Source organism: Streptomyces sp. NRRL S-118 (assembly GCF_000716335.1).
GTDB lineage: Bacteria > Actinomycetota > Actinomycetes > Streptomycetales > Streptomycetaceae > Streptomyces.
Window position 1 is genome coordinate 314 of the sequence record NZ_KL591070.1, and the last position, 544, is coordinate 857.

The following is a 544-nucleotide window of genomic DNA, read 5'->3' on the forward strand; positions in this document are numbered from 1 at the left end:
TCGGCGGACCGGCTCGCGCCGACCGTCACCGGAGCCCAGTCCAGCTGATAGACGGACTGCTGCCCGCCACGGCGCAGCCGCTCCAGCTGGGCCGGGTCGACCGGACGCATGTCCAGCCGGCCCAGGCTCAGCACCGGCTCACCCTGCTCGGACACCACGTCCACCCGCAGCGCCGCGTCACCACCCGAAGAGATGCGCACCCGGACCCGGGACAGACCCGACCGGCCCCCGCTCACCTTCGACCACGAGAACGGCAGGATCGTCGCCCCACCACCGGAGCCCTTCTCCGCGAACGCCCCATGCAGCGAGGCGTCGAACAGCGCCGGGTGGATACCGAACCCTTCACCACCGGTGTCACCCGGCAGCGCCACCTCCGCGAACACCACGTCGTCCACACGCCATGCGGTCCGCACGCCCTGGAACACCGGCCCGTAGTCGAACCCGAGCTCCGCCATCCCCGCGTACAGCGCGTCACCGGACATCTCCACACCACCCGCAGGCGGCCACTCCACCGGAGCCCACGACGACACCGCCGCCGCCTCCT

Annotated in this window: 1 protein-coding gene; it reads right to left on the minus strand. The window is 72.2% G+C overall.

What is annotated here, in order from left to right:
* A partial coding sequence (locus tag IH00_RS38640) for a polyketide synthase dehydratase domain-containing protein (protein ID WP_234335131.1) occupies positions 1 to 482 on the minus strand: 482 nt, incomplete at its 3' end.
* Positions 483 to 544 lie beyond the last annotated feature (62 nt).